Origin of the sequence: Pseudomonas sp. WHRI 8519 (assembly GCF_040224055.2) — a bacterium.
In the GTDB taxonomy this organism is placed as follows: domain Bacteria; phylum Pseudomonadota; class Gammaproteobacteria; order Pseudomonadales; family Pseudomonadaceae; genus Aquipseudomonas; species Aquipseudomonas putida_X.
This window is the reverse complement of sequence record NZ_CP167996.1, coordinates 2434165-2452379: the sequence shown is the minus strand read 5'-3', so window position 1 is coordinate 2452379 and position 18215 is coordinate 2434165. Positions and strand designations below refer to the sequence as shown.

Here is an 18215-nt window from a genome sequence, read left to right as displayed (position 1 = left end):
CGTCAAGGCCTGCCGGTAAGCAGGCGCGCCACCCTCTGCGCCAGTTCTGCGCGCCGATACGGCTTGCGCAACACCTCGAAGCCCTTGAGTTCGCGCGGTGTCAGGTTGGCATAGCCGGTTATGATCAGCACGGGCAGGTCAGCCTGGCGCTCGCGCATCCGTTGAGCGAACCGCACCCCGGTCATATCCGCCATGACATGATCGGTCACCAGAACATCAGGCCACCAGCCCTTTTCTACCAACTGCCACGCTGCAGCGGCACTGGCCGCTTCGGTCACCTGATACCCCAGGTCGCGCAATTGCAAGGCTGTGGCATGGCGCACGATCTCTTCGTCGTCCACCAGCAGCACCCGACGCGTAGGGTCTGCCAGCGGCACCTCTGCCCGTTCACTGTCACGACACACCGCAACCCCATCGCTGCTCGGCAGCCACAACGTGGCAACCGTACCCTGCCCTTGCTGCGAGCGTATCTCGAAGCCGCCACCGGACTGTACGGCCAGCCCCTGAACCATCGGCAGGCCAAGGCCGGTGCCCTTGCCGACGCCTTTGGTGGAGTAGAACGGTTCGACGCAACGGCGCAACTGATCTTCATCCATGCCACTGCCACTGTCGCGAACCTGCAGCCACACCATCTGTCCCGCCGCCAGAGTCGCCGGCCTTTCGGGGCCCTCGCCCTCAAGCCCGGCGCAGATGCTCAGGGCGCCACCTTCGAGCATGGCGTCGCGTGCGTTGACCGCCAGGTTCAGCAGCGCCAGCTCAAGTTGATGAGGGTCTACGACCACCGCAGGCAAAGCCGGGTCAATCTGCACGCTCACCGCGATGGTCGGCCCCAGTGATCGGGCCAGCATCTCGTGCATGTCCTCTACCAGAGCGGCCAGCGAAACTGCCTGGGGCTTGAGGGTTTGCCGACGGGCGAAGCTGAGCAAGCGCGCGACCAGATTGCGTGCCCGTTCGGCAGCCTGCAGCCCCCCATCGATCAGGCGCGGGGCACGGTCGGACTGTGAGTGCCGGCGCAGCAGTTCGAAAGAGCCGATGATAGGCGTGAGCATGTTGTTCAAGTCATGGGCAATACCGCCCGTCAGTTGCCCGATCATTTCCAGCTTATGCGCTTCGTGCAACTGCAGCATCGCGGCCTCACGCTGGGCGAGTGCCGCCGTGACGCGCTCCTCCAGGCTGTCGTTGAGCAGGTGCAGGGCGCGTTCTGCGCGGGCATGGGTGATGGCCGCCCAGCCTTGCTTGGCCGTCTCCTCCACCAAGCGGCATTCCTCTTCAAGCCACTGGCGCGGGCCATGACAATGCACGCCGAGCATGGCTTCCAGGCGACCGCCACGCAGCACCGGCACATGCAACGTCGAGCAAAGGCCGCCCAGGGGTGACGTTGCACTGTCATACGCTTGCTGCACCACCTGCCCTGCCGCCAGTCGCTCATGCAGCGCAGCGCCGTAGCGCGCGTAGCGGTGTTGCCCGACCAGCGATGGCACGCCATCAGCCCAGTCGTGCGCAACCTTGAACCCTACGCCGTCGCCCTGATCCTCAGCGAAACAGACCTGCGTCGCACCCAGGTGCTCAGCCAGGCGGCTCACCACGTAGGCTTCGATGCGATCGGCTTCACCCAACCCAGGCAACGTGCGGCTCAACTCCAGCAAAAACGCCTGATTCTGCTGCAAGCGTACCCTCTCGGTGGTCTCGGTGACCAGGCACAGCACCCCGCCGACACTGCCATCGGCCTCACGCACTGCGGAATACGACACGTCGAAGTACACCGTTTCGCCCGATCCGTGGCGCTCTATATAAAAGGGGCGATCCTTGGCCGAAAAGGTCTGGCCAGTCTCTCGCACGCCACGCAGCAACGGTTCGAGGTCATGCCACAGTTCGCGCCAGTATTCCTGGGCTGGGCGCCCTAAAGCGTGGGGATGCTTGCTGCCAATGGTCGGCGCGTAGGCGTCGTTGTAAAGCGCTGCAAAAGCCTCCCCCCAGAACAGCACGAACTGGGCCTGGGCCGGCAGTAATGTGGCCATCACCGCCTGCAGGTGGGGCGACCAGGATTGCGGCGGGCCGAGCGGTGAATCGCTCCAGTCCATCGTCTGCAGCCGTGTGCCGATGGCACCGCCATTGAGCAGAAAGTGCGGTAGCGGCGTTGGGGTTTCGTGTCGTTGAAGCGGTTTCATCTCTGGGGAGTCCCGGGCACATTGCCATCCATCTGAGGATAAGAGATGTGCAATAAACAGTTCGTTCCCCGCTACTCGCCGTTAGTCACTGGCCCCTCAGCCGAATTGCCCCACCATCAACCCCAGCGCCACCAGGATCATCGCCGCTCCCGATAACCGCCCCACCCTCTTCGCCGCCTCCGGCCGGGTACTCAGGACGGCTTTGGCGCCATAACCTACCAGCAGATAGATCACCAGCGAGCTGCACAGGTGGACCAGCCCCAGCAGCAGGATCTGTACAGGTACCGGCCAACTCGACTGAGGGTCCGTGAATTGCGGCAGCAAGGCCAGGAACAACAGGAATACCTTGGGGTTGAGCCCGCTCACGCAAAAGCCTCTGAACGCCCAGCGCGAGCCGCTATCGCTTGAATCACTCGGCCCCCCTTGTGGCACCGCCGGGCTCAGCAACAGGTTGCCGCCCAGCCAGAGCAGGTAGGTGCAACCCGCCAAGGTCAGCAACAACAATGCCTGTGGGTGCCCGACAACCAGGCTCCCCACGCCAGCCGCAACGATCAGTGTTGCCAGAAAATGCCCGGACAGCATGCCGGCGACCGCTGGCATCACCCAGCGCCCGCGCATGCCGGCCGAGATAGCGTAAGCCCAGTCTGCACCGGGGGTGATCACGAACAGCAATGACACGGCCCAGAACGCCGCCAGCACATTGATTGACACGTCAGACTTCCTTCACTGAATTTGGAGTGAGGAAAGCGTACGGATTCCAGCGGGGCATTATCTTTCGTATATTCCCCCTCAACGCCTTATTAGTGGAAGAATTTTCCCCGTGGACAGGACAGACCGCAAGATACTTGCCGAGCTGCAAAAAGATGGTCGTTTGTCGGTTACCGAGTTGGCCGATCGCGTGGGGCTGAGCCTGTCACCTTGCCATCGGCGGCTAAAGGCGCTGGAGGAATCAGGGGCGATCCTCGGTTACCACGCACGCCTGGCACCCAGCGCGTTGGGGCTGAACTTCGCCGCGCTGGTGTTCGTCACGTTGCGCGAAGTCACCCGTCAGCCAGTGGCGGATTTTGAGGCGGCTCTGGGCGAAATACCGCAGATCGTCGAGGCGCAGCGGCTGTTCGGAGATCCGGACTACCTGCTGCATGTCGTGGCAAAAGACCTGCCGGCGTTTCAGAAACTGTATGACGAACAACTGACCAGCATCCCCAACGTCAAGCGCTTGAGTTCGACCCTGGTGATGAAAGAGGTGATTCAGGACCGGATACTGCCGATGTAACCGGGCGCACTGCAATCGGGCAGTTCGCACCAACACCGCCCACCCGTATGCACGCATGCCTGCCCGAACCGGCCAAGCCCGCGCCTTCCAGCCCGGTGGCGCGCTCTTTGCTACCACTGGCCTCTTAACCTTTTGTCAGCCTTAGGTTTTTTAAGGTTTATGGGCACATATTTACTAATTTCTCCTTCCCCCCGCTCCCCGCATCATCGCTCCAACAAGAACGCGTCGCCCTTCGCCGGCACGCACCCGGGCAGCACCCGATGCCCCACCTTGCCTTGGAGTCAGTCATGACCAGTGCAGCCAATTCGGCACCCCTCATAGAAAAACACACGATCGGCTACGTGCCGCCACAAGACCGCCATGGAAAGGTAAGGGATCTGTTCACGCTGTGGTTTGGCGGCAACATCGCGCCGCTGCCCATCGTCACCGGCGCGCTCGGCGTGCAGCTGTTTCACCTGAACCTGCTGTGGGGCATCGTCGCCATTCTGGTCGGCCACCTGGTCGGCGGCGTGTTGATGGCACTGCACTCGGCGCAGGGCCCGCAAATGGGCATCCCACAGATGATCCAGAGCCGCGCCCAGTTCGGCTCGCTCGGGGCACTGCTGGTGGTGGTGATCGCCGGGGTGATGTACATCGGCTTTTTCGCCTCCAACATCGTCCTGGCCGGCAAATCGCTGCATGGCGTGGTAGACAGCGTGCCGGTACCGGTGGGTATCGTCATCGGCGCGCTGGGCTCGGGAATCATCGGCATCATCGGCTATCGCTTCATCCACGTACTCAACCGCATCGGCACCTGGGTACTGGGCATCGGCATCGCGGTCGGCTTCGGCTACATCTTCAGCCACGTGCAGAGCGACGATTTCCTGACCCGCGGCGGCTTCAACCTGGCCGGCTGGCTGGCCACGGTGTCGCTGGCGGCGCTGTGGCAGATCGCCTTCGCCCCGTACGTGTCGGACTACTCGCGATACCTGCCGGCTGACGTGAAGGTATCTTCGACCTTCTGGACCACCTACCTGGGGTCGGCGCTGGGCTCGAGCCTATCGTTCATCTTCGGCGCCGTCGCGGTGCTGGCGATCCCCGCCGGCATGGACACCATGGATGCGGTCAAGCTCGCCACCGGCACCCTCGGCCCGATCATGCTGGTGCTGTTCCTGCTCAGCGTGATCAGCCACAACGCTCTCAACCTCTACGGCGCAGTGCTGTCGATCATCACCCTGATCCAGACCTTCGCCTACCGCTGGATCCCCACCGCCAAGAGCCGTGCGGTACTGTCGCTGATCGTGCTGGTGGCCTGCTGCGTAGTGGCAGTGTTTGCCTCAGCCGACTTCATCGGCCACTTCGTCGACATGGTGCTGGTGTTGCTGGTGGTGCTGGTGCCGTGGACTGCGATCAACCTGATCGACTTCTATGTGATTCACAAGGGCGACTACGACATCCAGTCGATCTTCAAGGTCGATGGCGGTATCTACGGGCGCTACAACCCGCAGGCGCTGGCCGCCTATGCCGTGGGTATCGTGGTGCAGATCCCGTTCATGAACACGCCGCTGTACGTGGGGCCGATCTCCGAGCACATCAACGGCGCCGACCTGTCCTGGCTGGTGGGCCTGCTGATCACTTCGCCGCTGTACTGGTGGCTGGCGAGCCGCGACAGTGCCTATCGCCGTCGCCAGACCAGCGCCAAGCTCGCCGCCGCTGTCTGACCTGGCAGAGGGCGCAACGATCACAATCGCCTGGAAACGGGCGGTTGTGGCAGCCTCAGGGCGCCGCCAGCCACTGCGCAGTGATGCTGTCGTAGCTGCCGTTGGCCACGCTCAGGTGCAACCACTGGTCGACGTAGCCTTTCCAGGCCACATCATCACGAGGCAGCAGGAAGGCTTTTTCGCTGTATTGCATGGCGCGCTCCGGGTTGACCGCGCACAACCCGGGTTTGAGCTTCTGCTGATAACGGGCTTCGCTGGCGTCAGTGATCATCACATCGGCCTTGCCCGACAGCAGCTCGTCGAAAATCGTCACGTTATCGTGCAGGCGTATGCTCGCCTGGCCCAGATGCGCCCGTGCGAACGCCTCGTTGGTGCCACCAGCGGGTTCGATCACGCTGACCTGGGGCTGGTTGATTTGCGCCACGGTCTGATAACGCTGCACATCGGCGCAGCGTACCAGCGGGATCTTGCCGTCGACGCCCAGTGACTCGCTGAAAAATGCCTTCCTCTGCCGCTCCAGTGACACCGAAATGCCCCCGACTGCAATGTCACAGCCTTGGCCCAGGAAGTCCGGCATCAGGGTTTTCCAGGTGGTGGGCACCCACTGAATGTTCACATCGAGGCTCTTGGCCAGGGACTGTGCCATGGCAATGTCGATGCCTTCATAGCTGCCGTCCGCACGCAGGGAAGAATAGGGCTTGTAGTCGCCCGTCGTGCAGACCTTGAGCGTACCGCGCTGAAGCACCTCATCGAGGCGCGAAACGGGGGGCGCGGCCAGGGCCGTGCCGGTCATGGCTGCCAGCAGGCAGAAGGTCAAGGGTGCTTTCATGCGGTCAGGTCCTTGTGAGCAGGGTTGATAAACGTCATCTGCGCCTCGCGCTCAAACCAGATACACCAGGTGCCTGGCTTTCGTGAAGATATCTTCACATTCCTTGTATCTGGCCTGCGCGGCCAATAGCATCAACGCAAATCCGAATCATTAACATCATGGGTAGTTCGATGTATCTGTGCGATTTGCCGCATCAGCAAAAAGCGTTCGTCACCGAGGTTCTGAAGGCGGACACCTCTGATTGCCTCAGCCAGCGCCTGCAGGATATCGGATTTGTCCCCGGTGAACCTGTAACGGTAGTGGCGCGCGCACCGTGGGGAGCAGACCCCATTCTGGTACAGGTTGCCGGCACCCGCTTCGCGCTGCGCCGTAATGAAGCCATGCGCATCGTGGTGGAGGTAGGCGTCTGATGTCCGGGACCCGCTTAGCCCTGGTCGGCAACCCGAATTGCGGAAAGACAGCCCTCTTCAACGTGCTCACCGGTGCGCGGCAAAAGGTGGCGAACTATGCTGGCGCGACGGTCGAGCGCAAAGAGGGCGTGCTTCGCACAGCGTCAGGCCGCGCATGCCGGGTTCTCGATTTGCCGGGCACCTACAGCCTGTCTGCCGTCAGCGACGATGAACGGGTGACACTGCGCGTGCTTCAGGGCGACTACCCCGGCGAGGCTCGCCCCGATTTGCTGCTGTGCGTCGTAGACGCCACCAACCTGCGTTTGCACCTGCGTTTCGTCCTTGAAGTCCAACGTTACGACATCCCCATCATCCTGGTCTTGAACATGGCCGATGCTGCGCGCAAGCGCGGTATATGCATCGACACCCGCAAGCTGTCAGCGGCGCTGAATGCGCCTGTCGTGCAAACCATCGCCGTTCGTCGCGACGGGGCTGACGAGCTGCTCAAGGCGCTCGATGCACCCTGCGAACACCAGGTTGCAGCGGTACCGATGGAAGAGGACCTGCACACCCGGGTTCGTCAGATTCTCGCCACCTGCGTGGTAACCCCGCAGGTGGGTGATACACGCGTAGATGCCATTGACCGATGGCTGATCCACCCCCTGGTGGGCCCTTTAGTGCTGTTGACGGTCATGCTGGTGGTTTTCCAAAGCGTCTACCTGGTGGGTAAACCCATCACTGACGCCATCGCTGACGGTTTCGACCTGCTGGCAACGCTGACCCGCACCCTTCTACCTGCCGGCCCGCTACAAGGGTTGCTGTGCGACGGGTTGATCGGTGGCCTGGGCACCGTGTTGGGTTTCATGCCGCAAATTCTGGTGCTGTTCTTCTGTATTTTCGTTCTGGAGGAATCCGGTTATCTGCCCCGCGCAGCGTTCATACTCGATCGACTGATGCGAGGGGTGGGCCTGTCGGGCCGCTCGTTCATCCCTTTGCTGTCGAGCTTTGCCTGCGCCATCCCGGGCATCATCGGGGCACGCAGCATCAGCGACCGCTACGACCGGCTCACAACCATACTGGTAGCGCCGCTGATGACGTGCTCGGCACGCTTGCCGGTGTATGCCCTTCTGATAGGCGCGGTGATACCCGACAAGACCATAGCAGGCGTGCTCGGCTTGCAGGGGCTGGTACTGCTTGCGCTGTATGTGCTGGGGATCGTCGGCGCCATGGCCGTAGGCTGGGTATGCAAGCGCCTGAGGCCCACGGCCATGGCGCAACCACTGCTACTGATGGAGCTGCCGGCCTACAGGATGCCCTGCGCAAGGGACCTGGCCCAGAGACTGTGGGAGCGTGGTTATCTGTTTCTGAAGAAACTCACCGGGGTGATCCTGGCCCTCACCGTCGTCATGTGGTTCATCTCGACATTCCCAGCGCCCCCCGCCGGTGCAGCCGGGGCCGCGATCGATTACAGCGTGGCGGGCTATCTGGGCAAAGCCCTGCAGCCGCTTTTTGCTCCGCTGGGTTTCAACTGGCAGATTACCCTGGCACTGATCCCGGCTTTCGCAGCCAGGGAAACGGCGGTGGCAACGCTGGCGACGGTGTATTCAGTGGCCAGCGCCGAGGATGTGTCGTCACTTGGCCACGTGTTGTCGGCGCAGATCTCGATGGCCAGCGCGCTGTCGCTGATGGTCTGGTTCGCATTCGCGCCTCAATGCATGTCGACCTTGGCGGTGATCCGCAAGGAGACTGCCAGCTGGCGGCAGGTGGGTTTGGCGTTTGGCTACATGTTCGTTGTGGCCTACGTCATGGCGTGGCTGACCTACAGCATCGTTCGGGCCGCCTCATGAGCCTCCTGGTGCAATACGCCATCGTAGCGCTCGTGCTGCTCGGCTGCGCGCGCAGCCTGTGGCGCCGTTTGAGATCGTCGGCAACTGGTGGTTGCGCAAGTGACGCGTGTGGCAGCTGCTCTGCAGGGTGTCAGCCAGCGCAAAGGATACCGGCTGAAAATCTGCCAACGCCGAGCAAGGGAAGCTCCGACCAAACGCCGTGACGGGCAGGCCTTCTACCACCCTGGGCGGCGCAGGCTGCTCAGGGTTTGTGTCGCTCTCCGCTGGCCATCGAGTGAAACGCGCGGGGGCTGAACACTATGAGCCCTCCGGCAGCAGGCTACGGTCGAACATGAACGGCCGGTCACCTTGTGGCGTATATTGATACAACTGCTGCGGCCGGCCGAGCCGTGGCTGATTCTTCTCCCCCGTATCGCGCACCCAACCCAGCTCGCGAAGTCGCTCCAGGCGCTTGCGCAGCGAGGTGTTGTTCACCGCCTGGCCCAGGCACGCCTGCATCGCGCCCAATGCATCGAGCACCGTGAACTTCTCGGCCAGCAGGTTCAGCGGCAGGCTGCTGTACACCGTCTTGCTCGCCAGCCGCTCGCGGGCACGTTCTACCAGCAGGTTGTGATCGAACGGCAGCAGCACCTTGCGGCCCAACACACTGTCCAGGTCAAAAAAGGCCAACTGGTCACCTTCGACCTGCTGCTGAGGCTCGAGCAAGGCCAGGTAATAGGTGCTCAACGACCAGCCACGCGGGTCCCGGAACGCGTTGCCTTCAGTACCGACCTGCTCCAGGTAGCGCGGCTGCACCCGGGCTTTTTCACCCAGTGCGCGCTCGGCAGCGGCCTGCAGGCTGGTGTCCGGGGTGCGGCCGTTGACCAGCACCCCGGGCAAAGCCCACTGAGCGGCATGGGGCTCGCGCTCGCGGCGATGCAACAACACTTGCAGATGCTGGGCTTCGTGGGCCAGACGCAGAGCGACGATATCGACGCTGGCCAGGACTTCGGCTGTACTCACCAAAAGACTCCACTGTTCAATGGTGCAATATTCCACCAGAGCACTTAACTAGAGCAAGCATCTTTCCAAGCAGGATATGCACTTGACATACTTACACCACCAGGTGGAATATATGACCAGCCCAGCGAGGAGAGCCCCATGAAAATCGCCAGTTTCGATGTCGACGCGCAAAACGGCTTCACCGCCAATGCCCCACAGGAATTGCCGGTGCCCGAAGGCAATGAAATTGCCGCCGACCTCAATGCAATGGCCCGACGCGCCGACCTGCGCCTGGGCAGCAAGGACGCGCACCCAGCCAATGCTGCGTGGGTGGTCACAGAACCTGGGCAAATGCTGCAACCCCTGGCGCTGGCCAATGCCGACCTGACCTGGGTCAGCCACTGCGTGCCAGGCACGCCGGGCTTCGAACTGTTGCCCGGCCTGCCCGCCCCCATCGATTACGACTACTTCGTGTGGAAAGGCGTCGAACCCGACCTGCATCCCTACGGTGCCTGCTACCACGACCTGGCCGAGCGGCGCTCCACAGGAGTCATCGAATACCTCAAAGTGCAGCAGGTTGGCGCGGTGATCGTCGGTGGCCTGGCCCTGGACTACTGCGTCAAGACCACCGCCCGGCAGCTACGCCAGGCAGGCTTTCAGGTGCTGCTGTACCTGCCGGCCTGCCGCGCCCTCACTCAGGAAGGCGCCATTACCGCCTGCGGCGCGCTGGCTGCAGAGGGCGTCATCCTCTGCGGCGACGAGGCCGCGCTCGACCATCAGCTCTCTCTGATCAAGGACGTCCACCCATGAGCGAAAGCGTTTTCGGCCCACGGATCATCCAGAACCTGCTGGATACCGACTTTTACAAGATCACCATGATGCAGGCGGTGCTGCACAACTACCCCAACGCCGAGGTGGAATGGGAGTTTCGCTGCCGTAACGGCGAGGACCTCGCCCCCTACCTGGCCGAGATTCGCTATCAGGTGGAGCAACTGGCCGACGTCACAGTCACCCACGACCAACTGGCCTATCTGGAGAAAATCCCGTTCATCAAGCCGGACTTCATCCGCTTCCTCAGCCTGTTCCGCTTCAACCTGCGCTATGTCCAGGTCGGCCTGGATGACGCTGGGCAACTGGCGATTCGCGTGCGCGGGCCCTGGTTGCACGTGATTCTCTACGAGATCCCGCTGCTGGCCATCATCAGCGAGGTGCGCAACCGCTACCGCTATCGCGAAGTGGTGATGGAACAGGTGGGCGAGCGGCTATACCAGAAACTGGACTGGCTCAAGGCGCAAGCCAGTGCCGACGAGTTGGCAGGCCTGCAGCTGGCCGATTTTGGTACGCGGCGGCGCTTTTCATACCGTGTGCAGGAAGCCGTGGTACATACACTCAAGCGCGATTTTCCGGGGCGTTTCGTTGGTACCAGTAATGTGCACCTGGCCCGCGAATATGAGCTCAAGCCCATCGGCACCATGGCCCACGAATGGTTCATGGCCCACCAGCAACTTGGCCCGCGCCTGGTCGACAGCCAGGCTGCCGCGCTCGAGTGCTGGGTGCGCGAATACCGTGGGCTGCTGGGCATCGCGCTGACCGATTGCATCACCATGGACGCGTTCCTGGGCGACTTCGACCTGTACTTCGCCAAGCTGTTCGATGGCCTGCGCCATGACTCGGGCGACCCACTGGCCTGGGCCGAAAAGGCCATCGCCCACTACGAGCAATTGGGCATCGACCCGCAAGGCAAGACGCTGATATTTTCCGATGGGCTCAACTTCGCCAAGACACTTGAGCTGTACCGGGCCTTGCACGGTCGCATCAATGTGAGCTTTGGCATTGGTACCAATCTGACCTGCGATATCCCCGGCGTCGAGCCAATGAACATGGTGATCAAGATGACGGCCTGCAACGGCGCGCCGGTGGCCAAGATCAGTGACAGCCCAGGCAAGACTCAATGCCGCGATGAGAACTTCGTGGCGTACCTGAGGCATGTCTTCAACGTCGCCTGAACACGCTCATGGCCACCGCCCGGCCTATTGGCCAAGCGGCTTTTACGGCGCAATACATCTAGCTTCACATTCATTCGCGCACCCCGTCGGTTAATACAAAAGTAGAGGGAGCGAGTGCCTTGCACCCAGCGTCGGAATTAAACACAGCCTTTTCTGTGTGAATTCACGAGGTGCAAGATCATGGCTAACGATCAAGGCAAAAGTGGACAACAAGGCGGCACTCCACAACACAACCCGGACCAGGTTTCCAACGACCCGAACAAAGCATGGGAAGAGGGACGTCAAGGCGGCCAGATGCCCGATGACAAGTGGGAAAACGATCCGCAGCGTTCAGGGGGTGGTGCACAGCAAGGAGCGACCGGCGGCCATGGCTCTGGTAGCCGCGCCGACACCGATGTTGAGAAAGGTATGGATTCCGACCCACAACTCGATGACGAAGAAGACAGCGGCATGAACAAGGACGATCGCTGATCCTCACAGGCCAGGGCGGAGGAAACGCCCTGGCCGTTAACCTGTACAGCGCGGTCGCATCCAGCCATTCAGCAATCCCGTATCGAAAACACCAGCTGACTGCCAACTCAGGCAACTTCAAGCAACCTTCACTACATGGGTGTCACGTACACAGCGACATGAACCGCGCCGCTGCCCGCGACGGCGTGGCCGCGTGTGGCAGCAGAATGGAAAAATGCCTGACCAACGGCTGTGGGCCAATGTGCAAGCGCTGCAAGGCGCCCCCCTCATGCCTGATCGACATCGCCGAAACGAAACCGATGCCCATCCCTGCCCGCACCGCCTCCTTCACCCCTTCGACGCCGGCGATTTCTAATGCTACGCGCATGGCCACGCCACTGCGCGCGAACGCCCGCTCGACAACCTGCCGGACCCCGGAGCCGCTTTCACGCAGCACCAACGGGAAGCTGCCCAGGGCCTCCAGTGTCTGGCGCGATTGTTTGGCCAACGGGTGACCGCTGGGCACGATGGCGACGATCTCGTCCTCGCGCCACGGCGTCACACTGGTGCCCAATGGCAACTCCTGCCCGGGCGGGCCTTCGATCAGGGCAATGTCCACACTGCCCAGCGCCGACACGATCTCTGCGGTGTTGCCGTGCAAGGTGCTTACCTGCACCTCGGGATACTGCGCGTGAAAGTCGGCGATCAAGTAAGGCAGCAGGTAGCTGGCGGGCGTAGTGCTGGCACCGATGCGCAAGGTGCCGCGCTCCAGCCCGCGCATGGCGTCGCGCAGTGCCTGGGCCTGGCGAAAGGTTTCGCGCAAGCGTTCGGCATGGGCCAGCAGCTGCTCGCCGGCCGCGGTAAGCCGCACACCGCGGCCGGCACGTTGGTATAAAGGCTCGCCGAATGCGTCCTGCAGCAGCTTGAGCTGGCCAGAGACAGCCGGCTGCGACAAGTGCAAAGCCAACGCCGCATGGCTGATATTGCCATGCTCGGCAACGGTGGCGAACGTTATCAGTTGTTCCGGGGTCATCCATGCAAAATATCAGCTATACGGATATTTGCCATCCTGAATTACGATTTTTTATAAGCTTATAACCAAATTAAAGTAGGCCTTGTCGATCCACTGTCCGGAGGACTCACATGGCCACGGTACCTTCCAACCCTGCCTTTGCCCCTACCCTCTCTACCCGAGGGCGGCTCAACGGCATCCTGTTCGTCGCATTGTTCGCATTCGCCGTCACCCAACTGGCGGCCCTGCCCTTCATCGCCAACCTGGGCATCAGCCCGCTCATCGTCGGCATCGTCGCCGGTGCCCTCTATGGCAACGCGCTGCGTGATGGCGTACCGGCCAGTTGGGCGGCGGGCATCAATTTTTCTGCCCGCGGGCTGCTGCGTATCGCGGTGGCGTTCTTTGGCCTGCGTGTCAGCCTGCAGGAAATCGCCGAAGTCGGCTGGGCAGGCCTCACAGTCTCGCTGCTGGTGGTGGTCAGCACCCTGCTGGTCGGCCTGTGGTGTGGCATGAAGCTGCTCAAACTGGACCGTGATACCGCCTTGTTGACCGCCGCCGGCAGCGCGATTTGCGGCGCCGCAGCAGTGCTGGCCTTCGAATCGGCGCTGCGCAGCGCGCCGCACAAGAGTGCCATGGCCGTGGGTAGCGTGGTGCTGTTCGGCACCCTGTCGATGTTCCTGTACCCACTACTGATCAACAGCGGCTGGTTGCACCTCGACACCCTGGGTGCCGGGCTGTTCCTGGGCGGCACCGTGCACGAGGTCGCCCAGGTGGTGGGCGCGGCAAGCAATATCAGCCCCGAGGCCACGCATGTCGCGACCATCGTCAAGATGACCCGGGTGATGCTGTTGGTGCCCGTGCTGCTGGTGGTGGGCGCCTGGATCAGCCGTACCCGCCTGCCGGGCCAGGCACAAGGCAACGGTCGCCTCGCCATGCCCTGGTTCGCCTTCGGCTTTCTCGCCCTGGTGCTGGTGAACTCGCTGCAGGTTTTGCCAGGCAGCGTTACGCAAGCGGTCAACAGCCTGGACACCTTCGCCCTGACCATGGCCATGACCGCATTGGGCATGGAGACACGCTTGAGCCAGATCCGCCAGGCCGGCCCTCGGGCGCTTGTGACCGGTGCGATTCTCAACCTGTGGCTGCTCGGTGGCGGGCTGGCGATTACGCTGGGTGTGCAAAAGCTCTTCGCATGACTTATGGTGTTGTCAAAGAAGGATGTTTTACCTGCACAGGAAAGACTTAGATGCCCCAACGCCATGTCATCAATGCATCCGTCAGCCCCAAAGGCAGCCTGGAGACGCTGTCGCAACGTGAAGTCCAGCAACTGAGTGAAGCCGGTACCGGAAGCCTCTACACCCTGTTTCGCCAGTGCGCCCTGGCCATCCTCAACACCGGCGCCCATGTCGACAATGCCAAGACCATCCTCGAGGCCTACAAGGACTTCGAGGTACGCATCCACCAGCAGGACCGCGGCGTGCGCCTGGAGCTGCTGAATGCGCCCGCCGATGCCTTCGTCGATGGCGAAATGATCGCCAGCACCCGCGAGATGCTGTTCAGCGCCCTGCGCGATATCGTCTACACCGAAAGCGAGCTGGCCAGCCAGCGCATCGACCTGGAAAGCTCCCAGGGCATCACCGACTACGTGTTCCACCTGCTGCGCAACGCCCGCACCCTGCGCCCGGGCGTCGAGCCGAAAATGGTGGTGTGCTGGGGCGGCCATTCGATCAGCAGCGAGGAGTACCAGTACACCAAGAAGGTCGGCCACGAACTGGGCCTGCGCAAGCTGGACATCTGCACCGGGTGCGGCCCGGGCGTGATGAAGGGGCCGATGAAAGGCGCCACCATCGCCCATGCCAAGCAACGCATGCACGGCAGCCGTTATCTGGGCCTGACCGAACCGGGCATCATCGCCGCCGAGGCGCCCAACCCGATCGTCAACGAACTGGTGATCCTGCCGGACATCGAGAAGCGCCTGGAAGCCTTCGTACGTGTCGGCCACGGCATCATCATCTTCCCCGGTGGCGCCGGTACTGCCGAGGAATTCCTCTACCTGCTCGGCATCCTGATGCACCCGGACAACCAAGACCTGCCGTTCCCGGTAGTGCTGACTGGGCCGCGCAGTGCCGAGGCGTTCCTGCTGCAACTGCATGCCTTCGTGGGGGCCACGCTGGGTGAGGCCGCCCAGCGCCACTATCAGATCATCATCGATGACCCGGCCGAGGTGGCGCGGCAGATGGTCGAGGGGCTGAAGGAGGTCAAGCAGTTCCGCCGAGAGCGCAACGACGCGTTCCACTTCAACTGGCTGCTGAAGATCGACGGCGGTTTCCAGCACCCGTTCGACCCGACCCACGCCAACATGGCCGAACTGGCCCTGCGCCGCGACCTGCCGCCGCATGAACTGGCCGCCAACCTGCGTCGGGCGTTTTCCGGCATCGTTGCCGGCAACGTCAAGGACAAGGGCATCCGCCTGATCGAGCAGCATGGGCCGTACCAGATCCGCGGCGACAGTGCGGTACTGGAGCCACTGGGGCACCTGTTGCAAGCGTTCGTCGACCAGCACCGGATGAAGCTGCCGGGTGGCGCGGAGTATGTGCCTTGCTATCAGGTGGTGACCTGAAGAAAAACGGGCCGCACTGCGGCCCATCGCCGGCAAGCCGGCTCCCACACTGATGTGGAATGCCTCCAGGAAGTTGGGCGCTAATCCAATGTATTGGGGCAGTCCAGTAAGTTGAAGCCCCCGCCGCACCGGTGGGAGCTGGCTTGCCAGCGATGGGCTGCGTAGCAGCCCTAATGAAGCTGACTCACTGGCATTGGGATGACTGCACTTGTAAGGGCCGGTTGACGCGCTAGCTGGCGGGGTTCATCTCGCTGCGGTCGAGCAGGCGAATACTGTTACGCCCGCCACGCTTGGACTGATACAGCGCCACATCACCCTGCTCGATCAACGCCGCCAGGCTCGCCGGTGGCTGGTCGAACAGGTTGGCGCCGATACTCAGGGTCACCGCCTGCGGGGTCGGCATTGCCTGCTCGGCAAATTGTTGGAACTGGCTACGCAAAACACCACCCAGCTCCACCACCCGCTCACTGCTGGTGTCGCTGAGCAGGATGACGAACTCATCCCCACCCAGCCGCGCCGCCAGTGACCGCTCTGGCAACACCGCACGGATCATCTCGCTGAGCGTGACCAGCAGCCGGTCGCCGGCCGCGTGGCCATGCAGGTCGTTGACCAGCTTGAAATTGTCGATATCGATCAGCAGCAGCGCCCCAGGCCGGGCTGGGCTCACGTCTTTGAACAGGGGCGTGGCACGTACCTCCAGCGCGCGGCGATTGTACAGCGCCGTCAACGGATCGCGGGCAGCAAGCCGGGCGATCCGCTCTTCACGTCGATAACGCACGGTACCGGTCATCGACAGAGCGATCAGCATGATTGCCATGGCCCCCTCGACCAGCGACACCTGGATGATCAGGCCGCCAAAGGTCGCCAGGTCGATCAGCGTGCCAGGCGTCACCGCGATCACAGCCTTGATCACATAGAACAGGCCATGGATGAGCAGCACATACCGCAACTGCACCGCCCCCACGCTCAGCGACTTGCCGTGCGGGCGCAACAGCAGGCTGGCCTTGAGTGTGAGCAGCGCCACCAACAGCGAGTTGACCATCAGCATGACCTTGGACCACTGAGGCCCTAGGGGCAGCAGCAGCAAGGCGAACCAGGCAACGACGATCAGTAGCCAGGCCCGCGACAGGCGGGTCTGGGTAAAGCGCAGCACCCCCAGCAGGAAGAACGCATGCGCTACCACCAGCAAACCGTTGGCGAACCAGATACCGATCAACAGCAGGCCGATCCCGCGCAGCAGGGCCAGGGTGGAGCCGACGGTGATGGTAGCGAAACCCGCGCTCCAGAACAGCAGCGAGGGTTCGCGGACGCTGCGCCACTCGATCGCCAGGTACAAGGCTGCAGCGGCAGCCAGGGCGATCGTGATGGTCAGCATCGTGGGTGGATCAAGCGCCATGAAAGTTTTGGCCTATCTGGTTAACGTGGAAAACGGCTGATTGTATTCGTTTGCCATGACTTTTCAGAGAGGTAAAAAACGCCTTACAACACCCGCTTGATCAACGGCTCCAGGCGGCTGTAACGCAAGCGGCGCAAGAACCTGCGCACCTCTTTGGGGTGTTCGGCCTTGACCCCCAATGCTTGCGCCGAGTCGATCTTCGGGGCATGCCGGCGAATACCCTCCAGCTCCACCTCCCGCGGCACCGTCCACTCGCCCAGCGGGTCGTCGATCAGCAGCCCGTTTTCCAGGTCCAGGTTGAACCCGCGTGGGTTGAGATTGTTGCCGGTCAGCAACGAGAAACGCTGATCGACCCAGACGCCTTTGGCATGAAAGGTGTGCCCAGGGTCGCTCCAGATCCGAACCACCAGTTGGCCGCTGACGATTCCGGCATGGCGCCGCCGGACGAACGCACGCAGGTTGTCCTCGTACAGGTAGGGCAAGGCGCCACTGGCGCTGAACGGCTCGCCCGGCGCGATATAAAAGTCATTAGCCGTCCGATGGCCGATGATCAGTTCCACCCGCACGCCACGCTCCAGGGCGTGGTCGATCTCACGCATCAATACTCGGGGCGGGTTGAAATAAGGCGTGCTGATGATGATCTGCGACCGCGCCGCGGCTAGCAGCGCGCACAGCGTGCGGTTGAGCGGGTTGCCGCGGCCAACCCCGAGCAACGGCATCACCCGCATGCCCTGCCCTGCAACGGCGGCCGGTGCGTCATACGCCATGCGCCGCAACCGTGCACGCAAGCGGCGAATATCGCCGCGCAGGCTGCGGTTGGTCGGTGGCGCCGGCAGGTCCAGGCGCGGCGTTGCAGTGTGGTGCAGCAGCCGGCGTACCAGGCCGACCATGGCATCGGCCAGCGCAGGCGACTGGAACAGGTGGTAACGGTCCAGCCGGTAGCGGTCGAAACGGTGCAGGTAGACGTTATTCAAGCTGGCGCCGGTATAGATCACGCAGTCATCGATGACGCTGCCCTTGAGGTGCAGTACGCCGAACAGCTCACGGGTTTGCACCGGCACGCCATGAATGACCACGTCCAGCCCACGCAACTGGCGCTGGGCCTGGTACCAGGCGGCATTGCCCGGCTGGCGCCCGGCGCCGAGCAGGCCACGGCGTGCGCGAAACCAGTCGACCACGATAAGGATCTCCAGGCTCGGCCGCGCCGCTTTGGCCTGGTACAGGGCATCCAGCACTTCCTGCCCTGCCTCGTCCTCCTGCAAGTACAAGGCGACGATGACGATGCGCCGGGTCGCGGCACCGATGCGCTCAAGCAAGCAGGTGCGATAGGCCGCGGCATCGGGCAACACCTGGATGGCCTGCGGCGCGATGGCGAAACCCGGCAGCGCCGCCAGCATGGATTCGGGGTTCAAATAGTTTCACCTTCTGTCTGCATTGAGGTCCATTCCTGGCTATCGCGCCGGGGTGTAAGATCGACCCGGCAACGATCCATAACAACAAGAAACATGCGAGGCCTGCTTTTCACTGCCCCCAACGAATCACGCCTC

Annotated in this window: 16 protein-coding genes; 9 read left to right on the top strand and 7 right to left on the bottom strand. The window is 62.6% G+C overall.

Features of this window, described 5'->3' with window-relative positions; all coding sequences use genetic code 11:
* Positions 1-2 precede the first annotated feature (2 nt).
* Together ABRP30_RS11245 and ABRP30_RS11240 are read right to left on the bottom strand one after the other, a co-directional pair.
* Positions 3-2168 (bottom strand): response regulator, encoded by a 2166-nt coding sequence (locus ABRP30_RS11245; RefSeq protein WP_267823290.1) that lies wholly within the window; start codon positions 2166-2168, stop codon positions 3-5.
* A gap of 96 nt (positions 2169-2264) precedes the next feature.
* Entirely contained in the window at positions 2265-2879 is a 615-nt protein-coding gene (locus tag ABRP30_RS11240) for a LysE family translocator (protein WP_267823288.1), read from the bottom strand.
* Between the two features lie 109 nt (positions 2880-2988).
* Here ABRP30_RS11240 and ABRP30_RS11235 point away from each other — a divergent pair, with 109 nt between their 5' ends.
* Both ABRP30_RS11235 and ABRP30_RS11230 read left to right on the top strand, forming a co-directional pair.
* Positions 2989-3441, top strand: a complete 453-nt coding sequence (locus ABRP30_RS11235; protein ID WP_267823286.1) for an Lrp/AsnC family transcriptional regulator — start codon at positions 2989-2991, stop codon at positions 3439-3441.
* Between the two features lie 287 nt (positions 3442-3728).
* Positions 3729-5141, top strand: a complete 1413-nt coding sequence (locus ABRP30_RS11230; RefSeq protein ID WP_349974263.1) for a cytosine permease — start codon at positions 3729-3731, stop codon at positions 5139-5141.
* 55 nt (positions 5142-5196) lie between these two features.
* Here the strand turns inward: ABRP30_RS11230 and ABRP30_RS11225 are convergent, their stop codons facing one another.
* A complete protein-coding gene (locus ABRP30_RS11225; protein ID WP_267823282.1) occupies positions 5197-5970 on the bottom strand; it encodes a transporter substrate-binding domain-containing protein in 774 nt (257 codons plus the stop codon).
* Between the two features lie 158 nt (positions 5971-6128).
* On the opposite strand from ABRP30_RS11225, the gene ABRP30_RS11220 reads away from it, so the two are divergent.
* Both ABRP30_RS11220 and ABRP30_RS11215 read left to right on the top strand, forming a co-directional pair.
* A complete protein-coding gene (locus ABRP30_RS11220) occupies positions 6129-6380 on the top strand; it encodes a FeoA family protein (protein ID WP_267823280.1) in 252 nt (83 codons plus the stop codon).
* Positions 6380-8206, top strand: coding sequence for a ferrous iron transporter B (locus ABRP30_RS11215; RefSeq protein ID WP_267823278.1), 1827 nt, complete (start codon positions 6380-6382; stop codon positions 8204-8206). The genes ABRP30_RS11220 and ABRP30_RS11215 overlap by 1 nt, the downstream gene beginning before the upstream one ends.
* Before the next feature lie 297 nt (positions 8207-8503).
* On the opposite strand, the gene ABRP30_RS11210 is transcribed toward ABRP30_RS11215, so the two are convergent.
* Positions 8504-9208: an NUDIX domain-containing protein gene (locus tag ABRP30_RS11210; RefSeq protein WP_267823276.1), complete on the bottom strand. Its 705-nt coding sequence runs from the start codon at positions 9206-9208 to the stop codon at positions 8504-8506.
* Between the two features lie 138 nt (positions 9209-9346).
* Between ABRP30_RS11210 and ABRP30_RS11205 the strand changes: the two genes are divergently transcribed.
* The 3 genes from ABRP30_RS11205 (at position 9347) to ABRP30_RS11195 (ending at position 11664) form a co-directional block, all read left to right on the top strand.
* Complete coding sequence (locus tag ABRP30_RS11205) at positions 9347-9997, top strand: nicotinamidase (RefSeq protein WP_267823274.1); 651 nt, start codon at positions 9347-9349, stop codon at positions 9995-9997.
* Entirely contained in the window at positions 9994-11193 is a 1200-nt protein-coding gene (pncB, locus tag ABRP30_RS11200) for a nicotinate phosphoribosyltransferase (protein WP_267823271.1), read from the top strand. The genes ABRP30_RS11205 and pncB overlap by 4 nt, the downstream gene beginning before the upstream one ends.
* 180 nt (positions 11194-11373) lie before the next feature.
* Positions 11374-11664, top strand: coding sequence for a stress-induced protein (locus ABRP30_RS11195; RefSeq protein ID WP_267823269.1), 291 nt, complete (start codon positions 11374-11376; stop codon positions 11662-11664).
* A gap of 142 nt (positions 11665-11806) precedes the next feature.
* Here ABRP30_RS11195 and ABRP30_RS11190 read toward each other — a convergent pair whose 3' ends face one another.
* Entirely contained in the window at positions 11807-12676 is an 870-nt protein-coding gene (locus tag ABRP30_RS11190; RefSeq protein WP_267823267.1) for a LysR substrate-binding domain-containing protein, read from the bottom strand.
* A gap of 110 nt (positions 12677-12786) precedes the next feature.
* On the opposite strand from ABRP30_RS11190, the gene ABRP30_RS11185 reads away from it, so the two are divergent.
* Positions 12787-13848 (top strand): YeiH family protein, encoded by a 1062-nt coding sequence (locus ABRP30_RS11185; protein WP_267823265.1) that lies wholly within the window; start codon positions 12787-12789, stop codon positions 13846-13848.
* 50 nt (positions 13849-13898) lie between these two features.
* Entirely contained in the window at positions 13899-15272 is a 1374-nt protein-coding gene (gene ppnN / locus ABRP30_RS11180) for a nucleotide 5'-monophosphate nucleosidase PpnN (RefSeq protein ID WP_349974264.1), read from the top strand.
* Positions 15273-15501: 229 nt separating this feature from the next.
* Here the strand turns inward: ppnN and ABRP30_RS11175 are convergent, their stop codons facing one another.
* Both ABRP30_RS11175 and pssA read right to left on the bottom strand, forming a co-directional pair.
* A complete protein-coding gene (locus ABRP30_RS11175) occupies positions 15502-16668 on the bottom strand; it encodes a GGDEF domain-containing protein (protein ID WP_349974265.1) in 1167 nt (388 codons plus the stop codon).
* Positions 16669-16751: 83 nt separating this feature from the next.
* Positions 16752-18080, bottom strand: coding sequence for a CDP-diacylglycerol--serine O-phosphatidyltransferase (gene pssA / locus ABRP30_RS11170; RefSeq protein WP_349974266.1), 1329 nt, complete (start codon positions 18078-18080; stop codon positions 16752-16754).
* Positions 18081-18215 lie beyond the last annotated feature (135 nt).